Origin of the sequence: Sphingomonas hengshuiensis (genome assembly GCF_000935025.1) — a bacterium.
Taxonomy (GTDB): Bacteria; Pseudomonadota; Alphaproteobacteria; order Sphingomonadales; family Sphingomonadaceae; genus Sphingomonas; species Sphingomonas hengshuiensis.
Window position 1 is genome coordinate 5010021 of the sequence record NZ_CP010836.1, and the last position, 16566, is coordinate 5026586.

Sequence of the window (16566 nt, forward strand, 5' to 3'; positions counted from 1 at the left end):
CACAAGTGGACACATGCTTTTGTCCAACACCAAAAATTTCGGCTGGCGGGGACGCTGGATCGCGTGGCGGAACCGGGTTTTCGCGTCGGAGCGGTTCCAGCGCTTCGCGATGCGCTTCCCCCTGACGCGACCGATTGCGAGGGCGCGGGCGCGGGGGCTGTTCGATCTGGTTGCCGGATTTACCTATTCGCAGATCCTGGCGGCCTGTGTGCAGACTGGGCTGCTCGATCTGCTGGCGCAGGGGCCGCTCGACGCGGCGACGATCTCGGCGCGAATCGACCTGCCTGCCGCCGGGACCGAGCGGCTGTTGCGCGGCGCGGCGGCGCTGGGGCTGGTCGAGCCGCTGGGCAGTGGCTGGGCATTGGGAAGCGATGGCGCCGCGCTGCGGGGCAATCGCGGGATTGCCGAAATGGTGGCGCACCATCATCTGCTTTATGCCGATCTCGCCGATCCGGTGGCGCTGCTCCGGCGCGGCGGGGGTGGCGGGCAGCTGTCGCGGCATTGGCACTATGCCGAGTCGGCGGGGCGCGGCGACGCCGATGCCGTCGCGGCCTATTCGACGCTGATGGCGACGTCGCAGCCGCTGGTCGCGGCGCAGGCGGTCGATTCGTACCGCTTCGATCGCCACCGCCGCCTGCTCGACGTAGGCGGCGGGGAGGGGGCGTTTCTCCAGGCGGTGGCCGAGCGTGTGCCGGGGATCGAGCTGGGGCTGTTCGACCTTCCCGCGGTGGGCGAGCGCGCGCGGGTGCGATTCGACTCGGCGGGTCTGGCGTCGCGCACCCAGGTGTTCGGTGGCGATTTTCTCTGCGACTCGCTGCCGGAGGGATATGACCTGGTCTCGCTGATCCGCGTGCTGCATGATCATGACGACGGCCCCGCGCTCGCGCTGCTGCGCGCTATCCACGCGGCGCTGCCCGCGGGGGGCAGGCTGTTCATCGCAGAGCCGATGGCGCGGACGCCCGGCGCGGAGCCGGTCGGCGATGCCTATTTCGGCTTTTATCTGTTGGCGATGGGGTCGGGGAGACCCCGTAGTTCGGTCGAAATCCGGGCCATGCTTCGCGAGGCCGGGTTCGCCAAATCGCGCGTGCTGGCGACGGCGATGCCGCTGACGACGAGCGCAATCCTCGCGAACCGATAACAAGAGTGTCCAATGTTATTGACAGCTCTAAGTGTCTAGTGAATATTACGTAGGTCAACGGGCTCCGATGCAGAGCCCGCCGCCGCAGGGGGGAGCGTAATGGAGACAGTAGCGGTCATATTGGAGGCGCCGGAACGGCTGACCCTCCGACCGCTCGCGCTCAATCCGATGGCGGCAGGCGACGTCCTGGTCGAGATCGACTGGAGCGGGATTTCCTCAGGGACCGAGAAACTGCTGTGGACCGGCCGGATGCCGAGCTTTCCCGGCATGGGCTATCCGCTGGTGCCGGGATATGAATCGGTCGGGCGCATCGTCGATGCCGGTGCCGAGGCACGCGGGCGGATCGGTGAATGGGTCTTCGTCCCCGGCGCCAATTGCTACGCGCAAGCGCGCGGACTGTTCGGCGGCACCGCGCGCCAGGTCGTGCTGCCGGCGGCGCGGGCGATCCGCATCCGCGAGTCGCTGGGCCGCGACGGCATATTGCTGGCGCTGGCCGCGACGGCGCATCACGCAATCGCGGTCGGCGGCGCGCCCGATCTGGTGATTGGCCATGGCATCCTCGGGCGGCTGATCGCGCGGATCAGCGTGGCGAGTGGCGGCGGCACCCCGACGGTGTGGGAAACCAATCCGGATCGGCGCGATGGTTTCGGCTATCCCGTGATCGATCCCGCAACCGACGAGCGCCGCGACTATCGCGCGATCTGCGACGCGAGCGGCGCTTCGGACATTCTCGACATCGCCTTCTCCCGGATCGGCAAGGGCGGCGAGGTGGTGCTGGCCGGGTTTTACGATCGGCTGTCCTTCGCCTTCCCGCCTGCGTTCATGCGCGAGGCGCGGTTGCGCATCGCCGCCGAATTCACCCCCGCCGACATCGCCGCCACGCTCGCGCTGATCGACGCCGGGGTGCTCGAACTCGACGGGCTGATCAGCCATGCCCGCCCCGCTGCGGAGGCCCCCGAGGCCTATCCGCAAGCCTTTACCGACCCTGGGTGTCTCAAGATGGTCCTCGACTGGAGAACGCTGTGAGCATGTTCGATCCCGAGCCGCTGCGCGAGGAAGCGTCGTTTGAGCCCGATCCGGTCCACACCGGGCCGGTCACCAAGGAAACGCAGATCATCGCGATCTATGGCAAGGGCGGCAGCGGCAAGTCGTTCGCCCTCGCCAATCTCAGCTACATGATGGCGCAACAGGGCAAGCGCGTGCTGCTGATCGGCTGCGATCCCAAGAGCGACACGACCAGCCTGTTGTTCGGCGGCAAATCCACCCCGACGATCATCGAGACCAGCTCAAAGAAGAAGCTCGCGGGCGAAGAGATCGGCATCGAGGACGTCTGCTTCCAGCGCGACGGCGTGTTCGCGATGGAATTGGGCGGGCCGGAGGTTGGCCGCGGCTGCGGTGGGCGCGGGATCATCCATGGCTTTGAGACGCTGGAGAAGCTCGGCTTCCACGAATGGGGCTTCGATTACGTCCTGCTCGACTTCCTGGGCGATGTGGTCTGCGGCGGCTTCGGCCTGCCGATCGCGCGCGACATGTGCCAGAAGGTCATCGTCGTCGCATCGAACGATCTCCAGTCGCTCTATGTCGCCAACAATGTCTGCAAGGCAGTCGAATATTTCCGCAAGATGGGCGGCAATGTCGGCGTCGCGGGGATGATCCTCAACAAGGACGACGGCACCGGCGAGGCTAATGCGTTCGCTGCGGCGGTGGGCATCCCGGTGCTGACGGCGATTCCGGCGAACGAGGACATCCGAAAGAAGTCCGCGAACTACCAGATCATCGGCAAGCCCGGTGGGCAATGGGCGTCGCTGTTCGAGCAACTCGCGGTCAACGTCGCCGAGGCACCGCCGCTCCGGCCCGCCCCGCTCGACCAGGACGGATTGCTCGGGCTGTTCAGCGCCGACGTGACGGGTGCGGATTATTCGCTCAAGCCCGCGACCCAGGCCGATATGCGCGGCGCGGCCTATGTCGCGAAGCCAAGCCTCGAAGTCGTGTACGATGCGGTCTGAGTCCGGCCTTCTTTCTGCTCCCCTCCCTGAAAGGGAGGGGCTGGGGGTGGGTGCGAGCGCAGCGAGCTCCTCCGACCGACCCACCCCCAGCCCCTCCCTTGTCCAGGGAGGGGAGCCAAGAAGTCGCGACCGGATAGACCTCAGCGCGGCAGATGCGGGCGGCTGTGGATCGAAAGACACCCTGCGCGACGCCGCGATCATCGCCGGCAAGTCCGAAATCCTCGATCGCTACGCCGCCGACTATCCCATAGGGCCGCACGATCAGCCGCAATCGATGTGCCCGGCGTTCGGGTCCCTTCGAGTAGGCCTGCGGATGCGGCGCACCGCGAGCGTTCTCTCGGGATCGGCCTGCTGCGTCTATGGCCTCACCTTCACCTCGCATTTCTACGGCGCCAAGCGGAGCGTCGGCTATGTCCCGTTCAGTTCTGAGACGCTCGTCACCGGCAAGCTGTTCGAGGACATCAAGGAAGCGGTCGAGGTGCTCGCCGATCCGGCGCTCTACGACACGATCATCGTCACCAATTTGTGCGTGCCCACCGCGTCGGGCGTGCCGCTGCAATTGCTGCCCGATCAGATCAACGGGGTCCGCGTGATCGGGATCGACGTTCCCGGCTTCGGGGTGCCGACGCATGCCGAGGCGAAGGATGTGCTCGCCGGGGCGATGCTGCACTATGCGCGCAAGGAAGCCGAGCAGGGCCCGGTCGCCGCGCCCAAGACGCGCCCGGACCGCCCGACAGTGACGCTGCTCGGCGAGATGTTTCCGGCCGACCCGCCGGGCATCGGGCTGATGCTCGAGCCGCTGGGGCTGGCGGCGGGGCCGGTCGTCCCGACGCGCGAATGGCGGGAGCTCTATTCGGCGCTCGATTGCGCGGTCGTCGGCGCGATCCATCCCTTCTACACCGCGAGCATCCGCGAGTTCGAGGCGGCGGGGCGCAATGTGGTCGGTTCGGCACCGGTCGGCGCGGACGGCACGGCGGCGTGGCTCGATGCGATCGGCAAGGCGTGTGGCGTCGCGCAGGACAGGATCGATGCGTCGAAGAACCGCTTCATTCCCGCCATCCGGGGGGCGCTCGCGGCAAAGCCGGTGCGCGGGCGGATCACGGTCTCGGGCTATGAAGGCTCGGAGCTTCTGGTCGCGCGGCTGCTGATCGAGAGCGGCGCAGAGGTGCCCTATGTCGGCACCGCCTGCCCGCGCACGATCTGGTCCGATCCCGACCGCGAATGGCTGGAGGCGCATGGCTGCCGCGTGCAGTATCGCGCGAGCCTGGAACAGGACATCGCCGCAGTCGAGGAATTCGGCCCCGACCTTGCGATCGGGACCACGCCGGTCGTCCAGCACGCCAAGCAGAAATCGATTCCCGCGCTCTACTTCACCAACCTCATCTCGGCGCGTCCGCTGATGGGGCCGGCGGGGGCGGGCAGCCTGGCGATGGTGGTCAACGCCGCGCTCGCCAACCAGCACCGCTTCGACAAGATGACCGCGTTCTTCGAAGGCGTCGGTACCGGCGCGACTGCGGGGGTGTGGGAGAACACGCCCGTCGATCGCCCCGAGTTCAAGGCCAAGTACGCCGCCAAGCGGATCGCTGCGGCCAAGGCAGAGGAGCATATCGGCACATGACGCTGATCCTCGATCATGACCGCGCGGGCGGCTATTGGGGCGCCGTCTATGCGTTCACTGCGATCAAGGGATTGCAGGTGATCATCGACGGCCCGGTGGGCTGCGAGAACCTGCCGGTCACCTCGGTGCTCCACTATACCGACGGCCTTCCGCCGCACGAATTGCCGATCGTCGTCACCGGGCTCGGCGAGCAGGAGCTGGGGCGCGACGGCACCGAAGGGGCGATGCGGCGCGCGTGGAAGACGCTCGATCCCGATCTCCCCGCCGTCGTGGTCACCGGATCGATTGCCGAGATGATCGGCGGCGGGGTGACGCCCGAGGGCACCAATATCCAGCGCTTCCTGCCGCGCACGATCGACGAGGATCAATGGCAATCGGGCGACCGCGCGCTGACCTGGCTATGGACTCAGTTCGGGCTCAAAAAGGTTCCGGCGCTGAAGGCCCCGCGCGAGGGCCAGAAGCCCAAGGTCAACATCATCGGGCCGATGTACGGCACTTTCAACATGCCCTCCGACCTCGCCGAAATCCGGCGGCTGATCGAGGGCATCGGCGCCGAAGTCGGGATGGTGTTTCCGCTCGGCAGCCATCTTGCCGACGTCCGCAAGCTCGCCGATGCGCAGGTCAATGTCTGCATGTACCGCGAGTTCGGGCGCGGGCTGTGCGAGGTGCTCGAACGCCCCTACCTCCAGGCTCCGATCGGGCTCGAATCGACTACCCTGTTCCTGCGCAAGCTTGGCGAGCTGACCGGGCTCGATCCCGAGCCGTTCATCGAGCGCGAGAAGCACACCACGATCAAGCCGCTCTGGGATCTGTGGCGTTCGGTGACGCAGGATTTCTTCGGCACCGCCAGCTTCGGCATCGTCGCGACCGACACCTATGCCCGCGGCATCCGCAAGTTCCTTGAGGACGATATGGGGCTGCCCTGCAATTTCGCAGTGTCGCGCTGCGCGGGGGCGAAGTCGGACAACCAGGCCACCAAGGACCTGATCGCGACCAATCCGCCGCTGGTGCTGTTCGGCAGCTTCAACGAGCGGATGTACATGGCGGAGGCCGCCGGTGGTGCAGGCGGGATGCGCGGGGTCTATATCCCGGCGAGCTTCCCGGGCGCGGTCATCCGCCGCCACACTGGCACGCCGTTCATGGGCTATGCTGGCGCGACCTATCTGATCCAGGAAGTGTGCAACGCGCTGTTCGACGCGCTCTTCCACATCCTTCCGCTCGCCGGCCAGCTCGACAAGGCTGAGCCGACCCTGGCGCGGATCGAGCGCGAATTGATGTGGGACGACGCCGCCAAGTCCGAGCTGGACGCCGTTGTCGAGCGCGCACCCGTGCTGGTGCGGATCTCGATGGCCAAGCGCATCCGCGACGCCGCCGAGCGCGCCGCGCGCCGTGCGGGCGAGGCCTCCGTCACCCCGGAGCGCCTGGCGCTCGCGATCACCGAAAGCCGCGAACCATGAGCGCGGCCCACCCTTTCCGCCCGATCGAGCGCGGCATCGCCGCCGGCCCGATCGACGCGGGCACACCGATCCTCGCTGGCGAGAAGCTGCGTGGATGCCGCCTGGGAGCGCTTTCCACGCTCCTGCCCCTGTCGGGAAAAACGGAGACGTAGAAAATGAGCGATCCAAATGAAAGGATGGGACCAGGAACCTACCTGACCCCGGACGAAGCCAAAGAATTCCACAAGCTGTTCATCACAAGCTTCCTGGTCTTCACCGTCATCGCGATCATCGCGCACGTGCTGGTGTGGAACTGGCGCCCCTGGATCGGATGAGCACGACGCGAATTTCGACCAAGTGAGGAGGACCACATCATGTGGAGAATATGGCTGATCTTCGACCCGCGCCGCGCGCTGGTCGCTTTGTTTATCTTCCTGTTCGTGCTGGCACTGCTGATTCACTTCATCCTGCTGAGCACCGATCGGTTCAACTGGCTCGACGGTCCGCACAAGGCGGCTCCGGCAGCGATGGCACCCGCAACGGGGACCTGAGCGATCGACGCCACCGCGCCGGTTCGTGCCGGCGCGGGCGGACGAAGCCGGGCGCAACCCCGGCCTCGTCTGCCGACGACCCCAAAGCAACGATCCCCGACTTGCGTGCGGGGAGCGGAGAGATGTCATGGCGCTGCTGAGCTTCGAGCGAAAATACCGGGTGCGAGGGGGCACGCTGATCGGCGGCGACCTGTTCGATTTCTGGGTGGGTCCCTTTTACGTCGGCTTCTTCGGCGTGACGACCGCGATTACCGCGGCGCTGGGGACCGCGTTGATCTTTTACGCGGCCTCGCTCGGGCCGACCTGGAATCCCTGGCTGATCAGCATCGCGCCGCCCGACATCAGCTATGGCCTGGGCCTCGCGCCGCTGCGCGAAGGCGGGTTCTGGCAGATCATCACGCTCTGCGCGATCGGCGCGTTCGTGTCATGGGCGCTGCGCGAAGTCGAGATCTGCCGAAAGCTCGGGATCGGCTATCACATTCCCTTCGCCTATGGTTTCGCGATATTCGCCTATGTCAGCCTGGTCGTGATCCGGCCCTGGCTGCTGGGGGCCTGGGGCTTTGGCTTCCCCTACGGCATTTTCAGCCATCTCGATTGGGTGTCGAACACCGGCTACCAATATCTCCATTTCCACTACAACCCCGCGCACATGATCGCGGTGAGCTTCTTCTTCGTCACCGGCGGGGCGCTGGCCTTCCATGGCGCGCTCGTGCTGTCGGCGGTCAACCCGCCCAAGGGCGAGGCCGTCAAGTCGCCCGAATATGAGGATGCCTTTTTCCGCGACACCATCGGCTATTCGATCGGCACGCTCGGCATTCACCGCCTCGGGCTGTTCCTCGCGCTGTCGGCCGGGTTCTGGAGCGCGATCTGCATCATCATCTCGGGGCCGCTGTGGACGCGCGGATGGCCCGAATGGTGGACCTGGTGGCTCAACCTGCCGATCTGGTCTTGAGGGGGAGAGTTGCGATGATCCGCTATCAGAACATGTTCACCCAAATTCAGTTGCGCGGGCCGCTGGAGGCTGGACCGCCGCTGCCGGCGGGCAGCTTCGCCCGCGGTGAGCTGAGCACCTATAATTACTGGGCCGGCAAGCTCGGCGCGGCGCAGATCGGCCCGATCTATCTCGGCAAGCTTGGCATCGCCTCGCTGGTCTGCGCCTTTCTCAGCTTTGAGATCATCGGGCTGAACATGTTCGCCTCGGTCAATTGGGATCCGATCCAGTTCGTCCGGCAGCTTCCCTGGCTCGCGCTGGAGCCGCCTGGTCCGCAATATGGGTTCAGCCTGTTCGTGCCGCTGGCCGAGGGCGGATGGTGGAAGATCGCAGGCTTCTTCATGGTCGCCGCGCTGTTGCTGTGGTTCGTGCGCACGCATCGCCGCGCCACGCAGCTCGGGATGGGCACGCATGTCGCCTGGGCGTTCCTGTCGGCGGTGTTCCTGATCGTCACTTTGGGCTTCATCCGGCCGATGCTGATGGGAAGCTGGGCGGAAGCCGTGCCGTTCGGCATCTTCCCCCACCTGGATTGGACCGCGGCCTTTTCGATCCGCTACGGCAACCTCTTTTATAACCCCTTCCACTGCCTCTCGATCGTCTTCCTCTATGGGTCGACCTTGCTGTTCGCGATGCACGGCGCGACGATCCTTGCGGTCGGGCGCTATGGCGGCGAGCGCGAGATCGAGCAGATCACCGACCGCGGCACCGCTGCAGAGCGCGCGGCACTGTTCTGGCGCTGGACGATGGGGTTCAACGCTACGATGGAATCGATCCATCGCTGGGCGTGGTGGTTCGCGGTGCTGACGCCGCTGACCGGCGCGATCGGCATCCTGCTGACCGGCACGGTAGTCGATAACTGGTATCTGTGGGCGGTGCTGCACGGCTATGCGCCAAGCTATCCCAGCACCGGCGTCCTCGATCCTGCCAGCCTGCCGGGAGCGCCGCAATGAGCCGTTCGTTCTTCCCCATCGCAGCCGGATCGATTGCCATGCTTGGCGTGGCGCTGCTCGGCGGCTGCGAGCTAGGCCCCAAACAATCGACGCAAACCGGCTATCGCGGCACCGGGCTGGAGCAGATCGTCGATGTCAGATCGATCGCCAAGGAAAATGCCATACCGGCGCCGCCCTATCCCTTGCCGCCCGACGGCGGGCCGACGGCGGGCGAGAGCTATCAGAATATCAAGGTGCTGGGCGCCGTTGGCAAAGAGCGTTTCGACCATCTGATGGCGGAGATGAACCAGTGGGTGGCGCCCCCCGAACAGGGTTGCAGCTATTGCCACAATCCCGAGAATCTGGCGTCCGACGAGAAATACACCAAGGTCGTCGCGCGGCGCATGTTGCAGATGACGCAGAACATCAATTCGAAATGGGCGAGCCACGTCAAGACGACCGGCGTCACCTGCTTCACCTGCCATCGCGGCAATGCGGTGCCCGAGAACAAATGGGCGCTGGCCGAAGGCACGCCGCATCCGGGATCGGTGCTGGGTTACCGGCATGGCCAGAATACCCCCAATATCAATGTGGGCTTTTCGTCGCTGCCCTATGATCCGTTTGCCGACTATCTGGCCGGCAAGGCCCAGGTCCGCGTCGCGAGCAGCAGCGCCTATCCCTCGCCGCAGCATGTCGTGTCGATCAAGGATGCCGAGAAATCCTACGGCCTGATGATGCATGTCAGTTCGGCGCTGGGCGTCAATTGCACCTATTGCCACAACAGCCAGTCCTTCCGGGCGTGGAACCTCAGCCGGGCACAGCGCGGCACCGCCTATTACGGGATCCGCATGGTCCGCGATGCCAATGAGAATTACATCGAGTCGCTGACGTCGGTGTTCCCGGCCAATCGCAAGGGACCGCAAGGCGATCCGTACAAGGTCAATTGCACGACCTGTCACCAGGGCCTTTCCAAGCCGCTGGGCGGGGTGAGTATGCTGGCCGAGGCTCCGGCGCTCAGCGGCGCGGCGCCCCCTGCGGTCCCCGCGGGCGGTCCGGGAGCCGGGACGGCGGTGCCCGAGGCGTTCGCAAACCCAGCCGCGATGACTGGCAAGAAGTGACTCGCCGCCGCGCCGCCCATGTCGGGGGGCGCGGTCCGGCTTGCGCGGGGATCGCCTGAGTATGACGATCCGCAGCCATTCGTTGCGCGCAGCACTGTCGGAGGAAATGCACGTCCGGCGTCTGCCGCGCTTCGCGACACCGTGCCGACTGTTGCAGTTCGTGACCCTGCTAGGCGAGGGTTCGGCGGAGTTCGCAGGCGAGCATATCGCGATGCTGCTTGCCGCCGGGCGCGCACTGGTGCCGGCATCGGCCCGTTATGCGGTGCTGGAGCTGGAGGGCGTTACCCTGGTCTGGGAGCGGCACACCGAATTCGCGACCTATACCCTGCTCCGGCCCGGGGCGTTCGACACGCCATTCGATCCCGAGTGGTTCGAACCGGTCCAGTCCCATATCTGCGCCGACATGCCGGGCGAGATCGTCCGCGCGACGCAGATCGCGTTCGTCGCCGCCGACGCGCCCGAGCCGACCCCCGCCGATCTCGAGCGCTGGTTCGAGCCCGAGGCGTTGATCGTCTGCGACGTCGCCGGCGGGCTGGCGACGGTGACGTCCGATTTCCGGTTGCAGGACGATGGCTATGGCCGGCTGCTGGTGCGCGATGGGGGGCTGGAGCGCGACGAGCCGGCACAGCTGTTGCTGCGGCTCCAGGAGCTCGGCAATTACCGCAACATGGCCCTGCTCGGCCTGCCGCTCGCGCAGCGGCTGACGCCGGCGGTGACCAGCCTCGAGGCGCGGCTGGCCAGCCTGACGCATGCCGTGTCGGAGCGGACGTCGGAAGACGATCAGCTGCTCGACGAGCTTTCGTTCCTCTCGGCCGAGCTTGCCCGGCTGCTCGCGGAGACCCGCTATCGGATGAGCGCGACGCGCGCCTATGGACAACTCAGCATTGACCGTCTTGCCGGGCTGAAGATCGACGCGGTGCGCGGATACCAGACACTCGCCGATTTTACGGAGCGGCGGCTGACGCCCGCGCTGCGCACCTGCGAATCCTTCTCCGCACGGCTCAACGACCTGTCGCAGCGTGCATCCTGGACCAGCGAGCTGCTGCGCACGCGGATCGATACCGCGCTTGCCAAGCAGAACCGCGATCTGCTGACCTCGATGGACCGCCGAACCCACCTCCAGTTGCGGCTGCAAGAGACAGTCGAGGGGCTCTCGATCGTCGCGATCAGTTACTATCTGGTCGCGCTGGTCAGCTACATCGTCGCCGCATTGCCGGGGACGGACCACCATGTTGCGATGGCGGCGGCGGTGCCGCTGGTGATCGCGGCGGTCGCGCTGATGGTGGGGCGGTTGCGGAAGCGGCTGGCGGAATAGGGCGGGCTCTTCCGCCGGAACGTGCGGCGCCGGGACCGGCGCTCACCAAGCAATCCACTGATCCAATGGCCCCGGCCCTCATCAGGACGATGAGATGCCGGGGAACGGTATCGAACCTAAGCGGCGATCGCCTGGCGGGCGAGTGCGCATTGCGACCAGATTTCGCTGAGCGCAGTCACCAGCCGATCGATGTCGCCATCGGTGTGGACCGGCGACGGGGTGATCCGCAGCCGCTCGGTGCCCATCGGTACCGTGGGATAGTTGATCGGCTGCACGTAGATGCCGTGATTGGCCATCAGCCAGTCGCTGATCATCTTGGCATGGTGCGCGTCGCCGACCATCACCGGGATGATGTGGCTGGGGTTGGGCAAATGGGGGATGCCCAGCGCATCGAGGCGCTGGCGGACGATCGCGACACGGTTCTGGTGGCGGACGCGCTCGATCTGGCTTTGCTTCAGGTGCCGGATCGACGCCGCGGCGCCGGCCGCCACGGCGGGGGGCAGCGCAGTCGAGAAGATGAATCCGCTCGCGAAGCTGCGGACGAAATCGCACAGATTCTTGGACGCGGTGATATAGCCGCCCATCACGCCGAACGCTTTCCCCAGCGTGCCTTCGATCACGTCGATCCGGTCCATCAGCCCTTCACGCTCGGCGACGCCGCCACCGCGCGGGCCGTAGAGGCCGACGGCATGGACTTCGTCGATATAAGTCAATGCTCCGTGCTTCTCGCACACGTCGAGGATCTCGGCGATCGGGGCGATGTCGCCGTCCATCGAATAGACGCTCTCGAACGCGACCAGCTTGGCGCGACCGGGCGCGACCTGCGACAGAAGTTCGTCAAGATGCGCGACATCGTTATGCCGCCAGCGCTTGCACTCGGCGCGGCTGTGGCGAATGCCCTCGATCATCGACGCGTGATTGAGCGCGTCGGACAGCACCACGCAATCGGGCAGCCGTGAGGCCAGCGTCGAAAGCGCTGCCCAGTTCGAGACATAGCCCGAAGTGAAGATCAGCGCCGCTTCCTTGCCGTGCAGATCGGCGAGTTCGGCCTCGAGCAGCACATGCTGATGGTTGGTGCCCGATATGTTGCGCGTGCCGCCCGCGCCCGCGCCGCAGCGATCGAGCGTCTCGTGCATCGCCGCGAGCACCTTGGGATGCTGGCCCATGCCGAGATAGTCGTTCGAGCACCAGACGGTGACATCCTCGACCTGGCCTTCTTCGGTCCAGCGCTTTGCGCGGGGGAATTGGCCCGCCCGGCGCTCGATCTCGGCGAAGACGCGGTAATTGCCCGCCTCGCGCAACCCGTCGAGCTGACCGGCGAACACTGCCTCGTAATCCATTACCCTCTCCCCACACGCTCGATGACGGCCTGTGCCGCCTTGTTGTTGGATGCCCATTGCCACATTTTCGCATCGCGAAGCGGCAAAACCAGAAACAGATGCTCGACCACCCCGAGCACCGCGAGCCCGGCGATCAGCGTCGCGCTCGCAGAGGCGCCGCTGTCCACCGGCGCGCGCTCCGCCACGGTCCAGGCCCAGGCGGCGATGCCGCTGCCGAGCAGGATCGAGAAGGGAAACAGCGGATTGCACCACGCCTTGCGGAAATAGCTTTTCAGATAGGCGAGATGCTCGGGGAACACCTCGTCGCTGAGATTGGGTACGCCCAGATACAGGTTGAACTTGGCCGAGACGCGCAGCACGAACAGCAGCAGGAAGGTCAGCGGTGCGGCCTGGTTGGGCTGGCCCCAGGTGATCGCGAACAGCAGGATCGCGGTCGCCGCGATTGCCAGCTCGTGGTGGATGACGGTGGCGGTCGCCGCCTTGAAGCGCGCCCAGCCGACCGCATTTGGTGGGCATTCGGCGCGGTTTGGCCCGGCGACATGCCCCATCAGGAAGCTCATCTCGTGCCAGCCCCAGATCAGGATCGCCGCGGCAAAGCCGGCATAGGCGCCGCCCGCGCTGGTATCGCCGGCCTTGGCCCAGACCAGCCCGATCGCCGCGATCGCCACCAGCCCGGCCAGGATCAGGCTGGTGCGGAAGGTCTCGCGCGGGCGGCTGTCGAGCCAGACCACCGCGCCGGTGCCGATGAACCACATCAGCAGTGCGAAAAGGAGCGGCGGGATCGTCACCAGGCCGGGACCAGGCGCACCGAGGCGGGGGCGCTGTTACGCTTGACCGGGGTGCAATAGAGCCGTGCGAAATTGGCGACCGCAGCGGCGCTCAGCCCGACGCGCTTGATCCCGCCGACCAGCCCGCCCTGCGCCTTTGCCGCGTCGATAGCGACGGCGATCTTGCGCATCCGCTCCAGCCCGCGCGCGAAACGGGGGCTGTCGGTGTCGAGCACGACCGGGAACACCTGGCGGGTGATCTCCGAGCAGATTGTGAAGACGCGCGAATCATAGTCGGTCGGGTCGATTCCCAGCGCCTTGTGGAAGGCGGGGCGATTGTGATCGCGGACATACATCGTGGTGTAGACCGCGACGAGGAAGAAGCGGATCCACAGCGTGTTGACCCCGGTCAGCAGCTTGGGATCGTTGCGCATCAAAATGGCGAAGGCGTCGCCATGGCGGAACTCATCGTTGCACCACAGTTCGAACCAGTTGAAGATCGGATGGAAGCGCAGCTCGGGATGCCGCGCCAGATGGCGGAAGATCGTGATGTAGCGCGCATAGCCGATCTTCTCGCTGAGATAGGTGGCGTAGAAGATGAATTTGGGGCGGAAATAGGTGTATTTCTTGGTCTTGGTCAGAAAGCCGAGATCGATGCCGATCCCGGCATCCTTGAGCGTATCGTTGATGAAGCCGGCGTGGCGGCTTTCGTCGCGGCTCATCAGCCTGAACAATTGCTTGATGTCGGGGTTCTTCGCGCGCTTGGCGATCTCGGCATAGAGGATGCAGCCCGAGAACTCGGCGGTCAGCGAGCTGACGAGGAAGTCGGTGAATTCCTCGCGCAGGCCATCGGGCAGGCTCTCGATCACGCCGTCGAACGCGGCGGTGCGTTTGAAGTGAAGCCGGTTGGGATCGGCGACCATCTCGGCGATCAGCGCGTCCCACTCGCCGCGCACCGCCGACACGTCGATGCGGTCCATCGCTGCGAAATCGGTGGTGTAGAAGCGGGGGCTGAGCACCGTGTTCTGGCGCGCCAGTGCCATGGCGTCGTCGGACGTGGCGGCTTTGAGGGGCGTGATCGCGTTCATAGGTGGGTCCGATCGCTGAAGCTGACTTCGTAGAGTTCGGTCATCTCGAAATGTCCTGCGAACTTGGTCCATAGCCGCTCGACGGTGCTCGCGCGCTCGACGGTGGCGATGCGATCCTCGACGCGGCGTTCGCCAAAGCCGACGCAGATCGGCGCGCCATGGACGCGGACGCGATCGCCCGGGCCGACTTCATAGTCATTGCCCAGCACCACATTCGCGCGGCAATATTCGTCGCTGAGTTCGACTTCGACGCGGCAGGGCGTTTCGAAGCGGGTTCGGCGCAGCGCGATCATGCCGTGGGGTCCACGGACTTGGCGTTATGGGCGTCGAGCAGCGCCGCGAAGGTCGCGCGGTTGGTCGTGCCGAAGGCGGTGAGTTCGAGCGCGCGGCCGGTGGCACTGTCGACCAGCGAGAGTTCGCCGTCCGCCCACAGCGTCAGCTTGAACGAAGGGCCGTTGCCGATGCCATGCGCACGCCGCTCGCGCGCCAGCCCGCGCATCACGCCGCGAATGAAGCCGGTCTGCTGCCCCGGGACGACGACCGCCGCGATACCGCCGCGCACATCCTCGATCACCACCGCGCCGTCGGCCCGGTCGACGAAGCGAAGGTCGCGCGACTTGACCGGGCGGATCCCGGCCTGCTCGCGCATCAGCACGGGCGATGCTGCGGGCGGAATGTCGGCGATGCGGACGAAGCTTGCCGCCGAAAGCGCGAACGCCACCAGCGCGCCGGCGAGGACCAGCGTCCCGCGCGGCAGCATCTCGCCATGGCTATGGGTGCCGCTCATGCCGCCACCGCCTCGCCAAAGGTCGCGACCGCGGGCCTGGCCATGGCGACCTGGCCGGTGGGGCTGGCCGCCATGCAGGTCCGTGCGATCAGCGCCGCGACTTCAGCCGCGTTCGGGACGGCGCGCAGCATCGGTTGCGGGGCGGCGAGCTTCCAGGGGCGGGCATGGGGCCACAGGGCAAGGTAGCCGAGCTTCTGCTGGCCGATGATGGTGAGCGGCATATCGCCCGATCCGTCGGCGCGCGCAGCGAGATCGACCGCACCGACCAGCCCGAGCGGCAGATTGATGCATTTGGGCAGCGCCATGCCGATGCGCAGCACGATCCGCCGATTGGTGAGCGTGTAGATCGTCGTGCGCGCGGCGCCCCAGGCGAGCAGATGGAGCAGGGCGACGCAGATCGCGCCGAGCAACGCGGTCATCCCTACGCCCGTGAGGTCGCCTGGGGAGCGGATGCCCCGCGCAAACGTGGCGATCATCGCCCACATAGTGAGCAGCGCGAAATAGCCCGCGATCAGCCGCGTGTGGAACGCGGTGCGCGCCAGCGCGCGCCAGTCGGGCGAGCCCTGCCAGAGGATCGTCTCGCCGGCAGGCGGGATTCCGGGCAGGCCGGGGATCGGCTCATTCTCATATTCGGTCACAGCAGCGGCTCCTGCCGGTCGGCGCTGGCGTAGAGATAGCCGCCGCCGAAATAGGCCTGGACCCGCTCTTCCTCATACAGCGTGATCTGATCGGGCGCGGAAAGGCGTGGCACGTCGGCGAACTGTGCGGCAGTGATCGCGTCGATCACCACGCGGTGACCACGCCGGTCGACGCGCGCCATCATCATCGGCGCGAGCAAGGGGCCGGTGGCGACCAGCGGCTCGGTGCCTGCCGCTGGGGCCATGATCGGAACCACGGTCGAGTCGGCTGGCTGTGCAGTCGCCCCGCTCAGCGCGACATCGAGATAGCGGACGAGGCGGTCGGCCTTGTCGATCCACAAAGTCCGCACCGTCCCCGCGATCCGGCCATCGGCGGCGATGATCGGCCAGCCGGTCAGGTCCGAATCCTGCTGCGCGACGTGGAATCCCGGCGCGGTGTCCAGCGGGACGATGCGCGGATGGCCCTCCATGTCGAGGTCGGGCCGCTTGGCGCGCTCCGCCCAGGCTGCCGGACCGATGCCGTCGACCAGCGGGTTGCCGGTCGGGGCATAGGGCGCGCCTACCGAGCGTTCGGTGCGGCGGGCGGCGATATCAACCGGCTCGCGGCCCTGAGTCGGCGCGGTGACGGTGCCATGTCCGAAGGGCAGCAGGAAAGACTTGGTCGATGCCATCGACAGCGGGCCGCCCGGTGCCTGGAGCCGTCCCGAAATCGCATCCTCGAGCGGATAGCCTTCGCGGCGATCCTCGCGTCGCAGGTAGAAGACGAGGCCGATGAAGAACAGGACGAACGCCCAGAAGACGAGGAGCGCGACATCGATGCCTTGAGTGAGCTGGGGGTGCATGG

General features: G+C 66.4%; 19 protein-coding genes. 12 read left to right on the forward strand and 7 right to left on the reverse strand.

Features of this window, described 5'->3' with window-relative positions; all coding sequences use genetic code 11:
• Positions 1 to 13: 13 nt before the first annotated feature.
• From TS85_RS22900 to TS85_RS22945, 12 genes are all read left to right on the forward strand, one after another.
• Entirely contained in the window at positions 14 to 1138 is a 1125-nt protein-coding gene (locus TS85_RS22900; protein ID WP_044335355.1) for a methyltransferase, read from the forward strand.
• Positions 1139 to 1237: 99 nt separating this feature from the next.
• Complete coding sequence (bchC, locus tag TS85_RS22905) at positions 1238 to 2164, forward strand: chlorophyll synthesis pathway protein BchC (protein WP_044335357.1); 927 nt, start codon at positions 1238 to 1240, stop codon at positions 2162 to 2164.
• Between the two features lie 2 nt (positions 2165 to 2166).
• Positions 2167 to 3144 carry a chlorophyllide a reductase iron protein subunit X gene (locus TS85_RS22910; RefSeq protein ID WP_173426292.1) on the forward strand — a complete coding sequence of 326 codons (978 nt, stop codon included), beginning with the start codon at positions 2167 to 2169 and terminating at the stop codon, positions 3142 to 3144.
• A gap of 133 nt (positions 3145 to 3277) precedes the next feature.
• The gene (gene bchY, locus TS85_RS22915; protein WP_044336872.1) at positions 3278 to 4762 is read left to right on the forward strand and encodes a chlorophyllide a reductase subunit Y; all 1485 of its coding nucleotides are present in this window, start codon (positions 3278 to 3280) and stop codon (positions 4760 to 4762) included.
• Positions 4759 to 6219 (forward strand): chlorophyllide a reductase subunit Z, encoded by a 1461-nt coding sequence (gene bchZ, locus TS85_RS22920; RefSeq protein WP_044335360.1) that lies wholly within the window; start codon positions 4759 to 4761, stop codon positions 6217 to 6219. The genes bchY and bchZ overlap by 4 nt, the downstream gene beginning before the upstream one ends.
• A complete protein-coding gene (locus TS85_RS25695) occupies positions 6216 to 6371 on the forward strand; it encodes a hypothetical protein (protein WP_155006536.1) in 156 nt (51 codons plus the stop codon). Before bchZ ends, TS85_RS25695 begins: the two co-directional genes overlap by 4 nt.
• Before the next feature lie 3 nt (positions 6372 to 6374).
• The gene (gene pufB, locus TS85_RS24950; protein ID WP_077228762.1) at positions 6375 to 6533 is read left to right on the forward strand and encodes a light-harvesting antenna LH1, beta subunit; all 159 of its coding nucleotides are present in this window, start codon (positions 6375 to 6377) and stop codon (positions 6531 to 6533) included.
• 39 nt (positions 6534 to 6572) lie between these two features.
• On the forward strand, positions 6573 to 6749 hold the full coding sequence (gene pufA, locus TS85_RS22925) for a light-harvesting antenna LH1, alpha subunit (protein WP_044335362.1): 177 nt from the start codon (positions 6573 to 6575) through the stop codon (positions 6747 to 6749).
• A gap of 127 nt (positions 6750 to 6876) precedes the next feature.
• On the forward strand, positions 6877 to 7701 hold the full coding sequence (pufL, locus tag TS85_RS22930; RefSeq protein WP_044335364.1) for a photosynthetic reaction center subunit L: 825 nt from the start codon (positions 6877 to 6879) through the stop codon (positions 7699 to 7701).
• A gap of 14 nt (positions 7702 to 7715) precedes the next feature.
• Positions 7716 to 8690 (forward strand): photosynthetic reaction center subunit M, encoded by a 975-nt coding sequence (pufM, locus tag TS85_RS22935; RefSeq protein ID WP_044335366.1) that lies wholly within the window; start codon positions 7716 to 7718, stop codon positions 8688 to 8690.
• On the forward strand, positions 8687 to 9787 hold the full coding sequence (gene pufC / locus TS85_RS22940; protein WP_044335367.1) for a photosynthetic reaction center cytochrome PufC: 1101 nt from the start codon (positions 8687 to 8689) through the stop codon (positions 9785 to 9787). Before pufM ends, pufC begins: the two co-directional genes overlap by 4 nt.
• Positions 9788 to 9848: 61 nt before the next feature.
• Positions 9849 to 11102 carry a DUF3422 family protein gene (locus tag TS85_RS22945; protein WP_044335369.1) on the forward strand — a complete coding sequence of 418 codons (1254 nt, stop codon included), beginning with the start codon at positions 9849 to 9851 and terminating at the stop codon, positions 11100 to 11102.
• Positions 11103 to 11218: 116 nt separating this feature from the next.
• On the opposite strand, the gene hemA is transcribed toward TS85_RS22945, so the two are convergent.
• The 7 genes from hemA to puhA are packed head-to-tail and all read right to left on the reverse strand — an operon-like array spanning position 11219 to position 16564.
• Positions 11219 to 12442, reverse strand: coding sequence for a 5-aminolevulinate synthase (gene hemA, locus TS85_RS22950; RefSeq protein WP_044335371.1), 1224 nt, complete (start codon positions 12440 to 12442; stop codon positions 11219 to 11221).
• Positions 12442 to 13230, reverse strand: a complete 789-nt coding sequence (puhE, locus tag TS85_RS22955; RefSeq protein ID WP_044335373.1) for a putative photosynthetic complex assembly protein PuhE — start codon at positions 13228 to 13230, stop codon at positions 12442 to 12444. The genes hemA and puhE overlap by 1 nt, the downstream gene beginning before the upstream one ends.
• Complete coding sequence (acsF, locus tag TS85_RS22960; protein ID WP_044335375.1) at positions 13227 to 14297, reverse strand: magnesium-protoporphyrin IX monomethyl ester (oxidative) cyclase; 1071 nt, start codon at positions 14295 to 14297, stop codon at positions 13227 to 13229. Before acsF ends, puhE begins: the two co-directional genes overlap by 4 nt.
• On the reverse strand, positions 14294 to 14590 hold the full coding sequence (locus TS85_RS22965; RefSeq protein ID WP_044335376.1) for a hypothetical protein: 297 nt from the start codon (positions 14588 to 14590) through the stop codon (positions 14294 to 14296). The genes acsF and TS85_RS22965 overlap by 4 nt, the downstream gene beginning before the upstream one ends.
• The gene (gene puhC / locus TS85_RS22970; RefSeq protein WP_044335377.1) at positions 14587 to 15084 is read right to left on the reverse strand and encodes a photosynthetic complex assembly protein PuhC; all 498 of its coding nucleotides are present in this window, start codon (positions 15082 to 15084) and stop codon (positions 14587 to 14589) included. The genes TS85_RS22965 and puhC overlap by 4 nt, the downstream gene beginning before the upstream one ends.
• Positions 15081 to 15722, reverse strand: coding sequence for a photosynthetic complex putative assembly protein PuhB (gene puhB, locus TS85_RS22975; protein WP_044335378.1), 642 nt, complete (start codon positions 15720 to 15722; stop codon positions 15081 to 15083). The genes puhC and puhB overlap by 4 nt, the downstream gene beginning before the upstream one ends.
• Positions 15719 to 16564, reverse strand: a complete 846-nt coding sequence (puhA, locus tag TS85_RS22980; RefSeq protein WP_044335379.1) for a photosynthetic reaction center subunit H — start codon at positions 16562 to 16564, stop codon at positions 15719 to 15721. The genes puhB and puhA overlap by 4 nt, the downstream gene beginning before the upstream one ends.
• Between the last annotated feature and the right edge of the window lie 2 nt (positions 16565 to 16566).

Bases quoted from the DNA above. Each gene is read 5' to 3' on its own strand.
- TS85_RS22900 (WP_044335355.1), top strand. From the start codon at position 14: ATGCTTTTGTCCAACACCAAAAATTTCGGCTGGCGGGGACGCTGGATC.
- bchC (WP_044335357.1), top strand. From the start codon at position 1,238: ATGGAGACAGTAGCGGTCATATTGGAGGCGCCGGAACGGCTGACCCTC.
- TS85_RS22910 (WP_173426292.1), top strand. From the start codon at position 2,167: ATGTTCGATCCCGAGCCGCTGCGCGAGGAAGCGTCGTTTGAGCCCGAT.
- bchZ (WP_044335360.1), top strand. From the start codon at position 4,759: ATGACGCTGATCCTCGATCATGACCGCGCGGGCGGCTATTGGGGCGCC.
- TS85_RS25695 (WP_155006536.1), top strand. From the start codon at position 6,216: ATGAGCGCGGCCCACCCTTTCCGCCCGATCGAGCGCGGCATCGCCGCC.
- pufB (WP_077228762.1), top strand. From the start codon at position 6,375: ATGAGCGATCCAAATGAAAGGATGGGACCAGGAACCTACCTGACCCCG.
- pufA (WP_044335362.1), top strand. From the start codon at position 6,573: ATGTGGAGAATATGGCTGATCTTCGACCCGCGCCGCGCGCTGGTCGCT.
- pufL (WP_044335364.1), top strand. From the start codon at position 6,877: ATGGCGCTGCTGAGCTTCGAGCGAAAATACCGGGTGCGAGGGGGCACG.
- pufM (WP_044335366.1), top strand. From the start codon at position 7,716: ATGATCCGCTATCAGAACATGTTCACCCAAATTCAGTTGCGCGGGCCG.
- pufC (WP_044335367.1), top strand. From the start codon at position 8,687: ATGAGCCGTTCGTTCTTCCCCATCGCAGCCGGATCGATTGCCATGCTT.
- TS85_RS22945 (WP_044335369.1), top strand. From the start codon at position 9,849: ATGACGATCCGCAGCCATTCGTTGCGCGCAGCACTGTCGGAGGAAATG.
- hemA (WP_044335371.1), bottom strand. From the start codon at position 12,442: ATGGATTACGAGGCAGTGTTCGCCGGTCAGCTCGACGGGTTGCGCGAG.
- acsF (WP_044335375.1), bottom strand. From the start codon at position 14,297: ATGAACGCGATCACGCCCCTCAAAGCCGCCACGTCCGACGACGCCATG.
- TS85_RS22965 (WP_044335376.1), bottom strand. From the start codon at position 14,590: ATGATCGCGCTGCGCCGAACCCGCTTCGAAACGCCCTGCCGCGTCGAA.
- puhC (WP_044335377.1), bottom strand. From the start codon at position 15,084: ATGAGCGGCACCCATAGCCATGGCGAGATGCTGCCGCGCGGGACGCTG.
- puhA (WP_044335379.1), bottom strand. From the start codon at position 16,564: ATGCACCCCCAGCTCACTCAAGGCATCGATGTCGCGCTCCTCGTCTTC.